This window comes from Paraburkholderia sp., assembly GCF_036488505.1.
Lineage (GTDB): Bacteria > Pseudomonadota > Gammaproteobacteria > Burkholderiales > Burkholderiaceae > Paraburkholderia.
Window position 1 is genome coordinate 1 of record NZ_DASXHN010000016.1, and the last position, 5,320, is coordinate 5,320.

Consider the following 5,320-nt stretch of genomic DNA (forward strand, 5'->3'; position numbering starts at 1 on the left):
AGCACGCGTGGCCTACATCAACAACGAATACGTGTTGAACCCGACGCGTCCGCAAATGAAGGAATCGGCGCTCGACCTGATCGTCGCCGGTACGGAACGCGCGGTGCTGATGGTGGAATCGGAAGCGCAGCAACTGAGCGAGGAAGTGATGCTCGGCGGCGTCGTGTTCGGTCACGAGCAAATGCAGATCGCGATCGACGCAATCCACGAGCTGGTCCGTGAAGGCGGCAAGCCGGAATGGGATTGGCAACCGGCGGCGAAGAACGAGCCGCTGATCGCACGCGTGACGGAACTGGCGCAAGCCGACCTGCTCGCCGCTTACCAGATCCGCGACAAGCAGGCACGTTCGGCGAAGCTGAAGGAAATCTACGCAGCGACGTCGGCGAAGCTCGAAGAAGACGCGGCGGCAAGCGGTACGGCGGCGGCCGACAAGGCCACCGTCGGCAACGTGCTGTTCGACATCGAAGCGAAGATCGTCCGTACGCAGATCCTGAACGGCGAGCCGCGCATCGACGGCCGCGACACGCGCACCGTGCGCCCGATCGAAATCCGTACCGGCGTGTTGCCGCGTACGCACGGTTCGGCACTGTTCACGCGCGGCGAAACGCAAGCGCTGGTGGTGGCAACGCTGGGCACGAAGGGCGACGAGCAGAACATCGACGCGCTCGAAGGCGAGTACCGCGAACGCTTCATGCTCCACTACAACATGCCGCCGTTCGCGACCGGCGAAACGGGCCGGGTCGGATCGCCGAAGCGCCGTGAAATCGGCCACGGTCGTCTGGCCAAGCGCGCGCTGGCAGCATGCCTGCCGAGCGCCGACGAATTCGGCTACTCGATTCGCGTCGTGTCGGAGATCACCGAATCGAACGGTTCGTCGTCGATGGCGTCGGTGTGCGGCGGCTGCCTCGCGCTGATGGACGCCGGCGTGCCGATGAAGGCGCACGTCGCGGGTATCGCAATGGGCCTGATCCTCGAAGGCAACCGCTTCGCGGTGCTGACCGACATCCTCGGCGACGAAGATCACCTCGGCGACATGGACTTCAAGGTGGCGGGCACCGAGCAAGGCGTGACCGCGCTGCAGATGGACATCAAGATCCAGGGTATCACCAAGGAAATCATGCAGGTGGCGCTCGCGCAGGCGAAGGAAGGCCGCATGCACATCCTCGGCAAGATGACCTCGGCCGTGTCGGGAGCTAACACGCAGTTGTCGGAGTTCGCACCGCGCATGATCACGATCAAGATCAATCCGGAAAAGATCCGCGACGTGATCGGCAAGGGCGGCTCGGTAATCCGTGCGCTGACCGAGGAAACCGGCACGACGATCGACATCTCCGACGACGGCGTCGTCACGATCGCGAGCACGAGCAGCGAAGGGATGGCCGAAGCGAAGAAGCGTATCGAGAACATCACGCTGGAAGTCGAAGTGGGTCAGGTGTACGAAGGCACCGTGCTCAAGCTGCTCGATTTCGGTGCGATCGTCAACATCCTGCCGGGCAAGGACGGTCTGCTGCATATCTCCGAAATCGCCAACGAGCGTATCAAGGACATTAACGACTATCTGAAGGATGGCCAGCAGGTGAAGGTCAAGGTCATCCAGACGGACGAGAAGGGTCGCGTGCGTCTGTCGGCGAAGGCATTGCTGAACGACGCGCCGCAAGGCGAACCGAACCCGCAGTAATGCGGTAACAAAAAACGGCCGGCAGCGCGCAAGCGCGCCGGCCGTTTTTCATGCAGGATGGATTGCGTTGCGGATTCGAACGCAACGCGGCGAGCGTGGTGAGTCGTCCGCCAAAGTGCAGGACCATGCGACGGTGCGCCGGGTGTGCTTTGCGGCTGCGTTTGCGGCGGCAACGCGGTAGGTGTCGGCAACGGTTAGGCAACGCAATCCAATCTTGGAGTTGACGCAGATGAAAGCGATCGAAATCACCGAATTCGGTGCGCCGGAAGTCCTCAAGCTGGCTGAGCGGCCGATGCCGCAACCGCAGGCCGGCGAAGTGTTGATCAAGGCGGCGGCGTCCGGCATCAACCGTCCGGATGTGTTTCAGCGCAAGGGCGGCTACGCGCCACCGCCGGGCGCCTCGGATTTGCCGGGGCTCGAAGTCGCGGGCGAGATCGTCGGCGGTACGCTCGATGAAAAGAACAACCCGTTCGGCCTCAAGCTGGGCGATCGTGTGTGCGCGCTGCTCGCGGGCGGTGGCTATGCGGAGTACGCAACCGCGCCGTTGCTGCAATGCCTGCCCGTGCCGGCCGGTCTGTCGGATGTCGAGGCGGCGTCGCTGCCCGAAACCTTCTTCACGGTGTGGAGCAACGTATTCAATCGCGGGCAGCTCGGCAAAGGCGAGGGCGGACCGAACGAAACGTTCCTCGTGCAGGGCGGCTCGAGCGGCATCGGCGTCACGGCGATCCAGATCGCGCACGCGCTCGGCTTTCGTGTATTCGCGACCGCGGGGTCCGACGACAAGTGCCGTGCATGCGAGGCGCTTGGGGCCGAGCGCGCCATCAACTACAAGACCGAGGATTTCGTCGAGGTGATCAAGTCGCTAACCAACGATCGAGGCGTCGACGTGATCCTCGATATGGTCGCTGGCAGCTACGTATCGCGCGAACTTTCGGCGCTGGCCGATGGCGGCCGGATTGTGCTGATCGCGTTGCTTGGCGGCGCGAAGGCAGAGCTGAACCTGAACGAAGTACTGCGCCGCCGTTTGACGGTGACCGGCTCGACGCTACGTCCGCGGCAGATCGAATTCAAGGCGCAAATCGCCGCACAGCTGAAGGAGCATGTGTGGCCGCACATCGCGTCGGGCCGTATCAAACCGGTCGTACATCGTGTGTTCCCGGCTGCGCAGGCCGCCGAAGCGCATGCATTGATGGAAAGCGGCACGCACGTCGGCAAGATCGTGCTGACGTGGGATCAGCAGGGCTTGACACCATCGGTTTGACCCGATCCACCCCGCGAAGTAAAATCGCGTGTTTTGCGCGCGCCGGATAGGTCAGACTAGTAGGCCGCGGGTGTCAGCAAATCGTCAGTCGCGAATGGCCGCGACTCGCGAGCCAGGTTCGCCGGCAAAACAGGACAATACGAGACGATGTCGAAACAGCAACGAGCCAAACTGGTAGTCGGTAACTGGAAGATGAATGGCCGGCTCGCCGCGAATGCGACGCTGCTACAGGCGGTGGCGCAGGCGTCGGGCGAATTACCGGTCAACGTACGTGTTGGCGTGTGTGTGCCAAGCCTTTACCTCGCGCAGACGCAGTCGTTGCTGGAGGACACCCGCGTCGTGTGGGGTGTGCAGGACGTTTCCGCGTTCACGCACGGTGCCTATACCGGTGAAGTGGCCGCCCCTATGGTGACCGATTTTGGCGCGACGCTCGCGATCGTCGGGCATTCGGAGCGCCGTGCGTATCACCGCGAGAGCGCCGAGCTGGTCGGGGTGAAGACACAGCGCGCGCTGGAAGCCGGTTTGACGCCGATTGTCTGCGTCGGTGAAACGCTTGAAGAGCGTGAAGCCGGCTCTACCGAGCAGGTAGTTGGCGCGCAGTTGGACGGCGTGCTGGCAAAGCTGTCGGCACAGGAAGCTAGCCGTCTCGTCGTCGCGTATGAGCCGGTGTGGGCGATTGGGACCGGCAAGAGCGCGACCACGGAGCAGGCGCAAGCCGTGCACGCTTTTCTGCGGGCGCGTCTCGCGGTAAAGGGCGAGGCGGTTGCCGACGTGCCGTTGCTATACGGCGGCAGTGTGAAGCCGGAAAACGCGGAAGAGCTGTTCCGTCAGCCCGATATCGATGGTGGCCTCATTGGTGGGGCGTCGTTGAAAGGTCAGGATTTCCTGGCGATTTGCAAGGCGGCTGCAACAAGCGTGGCCGATTAAGCAGGGCGCCTCGACGACGGTGAATTCATTGCGCGCAACACGTAATGTGCGGCGCGGTTAATTAAAGACTCAGGTGAGTGTGATGCTGTATTTCAAGACATTGATTATCGTCGTTCAATTGTTGTCCGCACTCGGGGTCATCGGCCTCGTTTTGCTGCAACACGGTAAAGGCGCCGATATGGGCGCGGCCTTCGGCAGCGGAGCATCCGGCAGTTTGTTCGGCGCAACTGGCTCGGCCAACTTCCTGTCGCGCACGACCGCCGTACTCGCCGCACTGTTTTTCGTTTCGACGCTGGCGCTAACTTACCTCGGTGCGTATCACGCGAAACCTTCCGCTGGCGTGCTGGGCGCGGCGGCGACGGCGCCTACGGCGTCCGCAGCGGCGTCCGCGCCGACCGGTAGTTCGGCCCCTGTCGCAGTTGCACCCGCGTCCCCGGCGTCGGTTCCGGCCACGGGCGTGCCGAAATAAAATTTTTCGTCCGACGTCCCTTTGTGCGTTGAACAATCTGTTTGGACAAGTTACAATTCAAGTCTTGAAGCGATTCGCGGGTTTTATAAGTTGTTTTCCCGGATTGCATATAGTGCCGACGTGGTGAAATTGGTAGACACGCTATCTTGAGGGGGTAGTGGCGAAAGCTGTGCGAGTTCGAGTCTCGCCGTCGGCACCAAATGTTATCTAATGCCAGCCGTTTGCTTCGCTTCGGCTGGCATTTTTGCTTCTGGCGCGCGGCTTGCGTCACGTGCGCTGGCGAAGTGATTTCGCGTTAGGGGTGCTATGCTCCTGACGGCACTCAGAACCAACCGATTGAGGATTGTCTTGAACCTCGCAGCCTATTTCCCCGTTTTGTTGTTCCTTATTGTGGGCACCGGTTTGGGCGTAGCGCTGGTCAGTATCGGCAAAATCCTCGGTCCCAACAAGCCCGATACCGAGAAAAACGCACCGTATGAGTGCGGCTTCGAAGCATTCGAAGATGCGCGCATGAAGTTCGACGTGCGCTACTACCTCGTCGCCATTCTCTTCATTATTTTCGACCTTGAAACGGCGTTCCTGTTTCCGTGGGGCGTGGCCCTGCGCGACATCGGCTGGTCCGGCTTCATGGCAATGATGATTTTCCTGCTCGAATTCCTGCTGGGCTTCGCCTACATCTGGAAGAAGGGCGGGCTCGACTGGGAATGATGGATTAATCGCCGGTTTGCGCGGGTGGCCGGGCTTGCTACCCTGTCTGGAGTGGAAAGCAAATGAGTATCGAAGGGGTCTTGAAGGAAGGGTTTGTCACCACGACGGCGGACAAACTGATCAACTGGACGCGCACCGGCTCGTTGTGGCCGATGACGTTTGGTCTTGCATGCTGCGCTGTCGAGATGATGCATGCGGGCGCTGCCCGTTATGACCTCGACCGCTTCGGCGTGGTGTTCCGTCCGAGTCCGCGCCAGTCGGACGTGATGATTGTTGC

Annotated in this window: 5 protein-coding genes, 1 tRNA gene and 1 pseudogene; all 7 read left to right on the forward strand. The window is 61.6% G+C overall.

All coding sequences use genetic code 11. The features are described from left to right. On the forward strand, positions 1-1,678 hold a 1,678-nt coding region (gene pnp / locus VGH68_RS01190; RefSeq protein WP_331601679.1), incomplete at its 5' end, for a polyribonucleotide nucleotidyltransferase. Between the two features lie 229 nt (positions 1,679-1,907). Continuing rightward, the gene (locus VGH68_RS01195) at positions 1,908-2,939 is read left to right on the forward strand and encodes an NAD(P)H-quinone oxidoreductase (protein ID WP_331601680.1); all 1,032 of its coding nucleotides are present in this window, start codon (positions 1,908-1,910) and stop codon (positions 2,937-2,939) included. 147 nt (positions 2,940-3,086) lie between these two features. Continuing rightward, positions 3,087-3,866, forward strand: coding sequence for a triose-phosphate isomerase (tpiA, locus tag VGH68_RS01200; protein ID WP_331601681.1), 780 nt, complete (start codon positions 3,087-3,089; stop codon positions 3,864-3,866). Between the two features lie 82 nt (positions 3,867-3,948). After that, positions 3,949-4,335, forward strand: a complete 387-nt coding sequence (secG, locus tag VGH68_RS01205) for a preprotein translocase subunit SecG (protein WP_331601682.1) — start codon at positions 3,949-3,951, stop codon at positions 4,333-4,335. A gap of 114 nt (positions 4,336-4,449) precedes the next feature. Then, positions 4,450-4,534: transfer RNA gene (locus VGH68_RS01210), tRNA-Leu, on the forward strand. A gap of 149 nt (positions 4,535-4,683) precedes the next feature. Further along, positions 4,684-5,043 carry an NADH-quinone oxidoreductase subunit A gene (locus tag VGH68_RS01215; RefSeq protein WP_331601683.1) on the forward strand — a complete coding sequence of 120 codons (360 nt, stop codon included), beginning with the start codon at positions 4,684-4,686 and terminating at the stop codon, positions 5,041-5,043. 62 nt (positions 5,044-5,105) lie between these two features. After that, positions 5,106-5,320: pseudogene (locus VGH68_RS01220) on the forward strand (NADH-quinone oxidoreductase subunit B); the annotation flags it as partial.

Bases quoted from the DNA above. Each gene is read 5' to 3' on its own strand.
- VGH68_RS01195 (WP_331601680.1), top strand. From the start codon at position 1,908: ATGAAAGCGATCGAAATCACCGAATTCGGTGCGCCGGAAGTCCTCAAG.
- tpiA (WP_331601681.1), top strand. From the start codon at position 3,087: ATGTCGAAACAGCAACGAGCCAAACTGGTAGTCGGTAACTGGAAGATG.
- secG (WP_331601682.1), top strand. From the start codon at position 3,949: ATGCTGTATTTCAAGACATTGATTATCGTCGTTCAATTGTTGTCCGCA.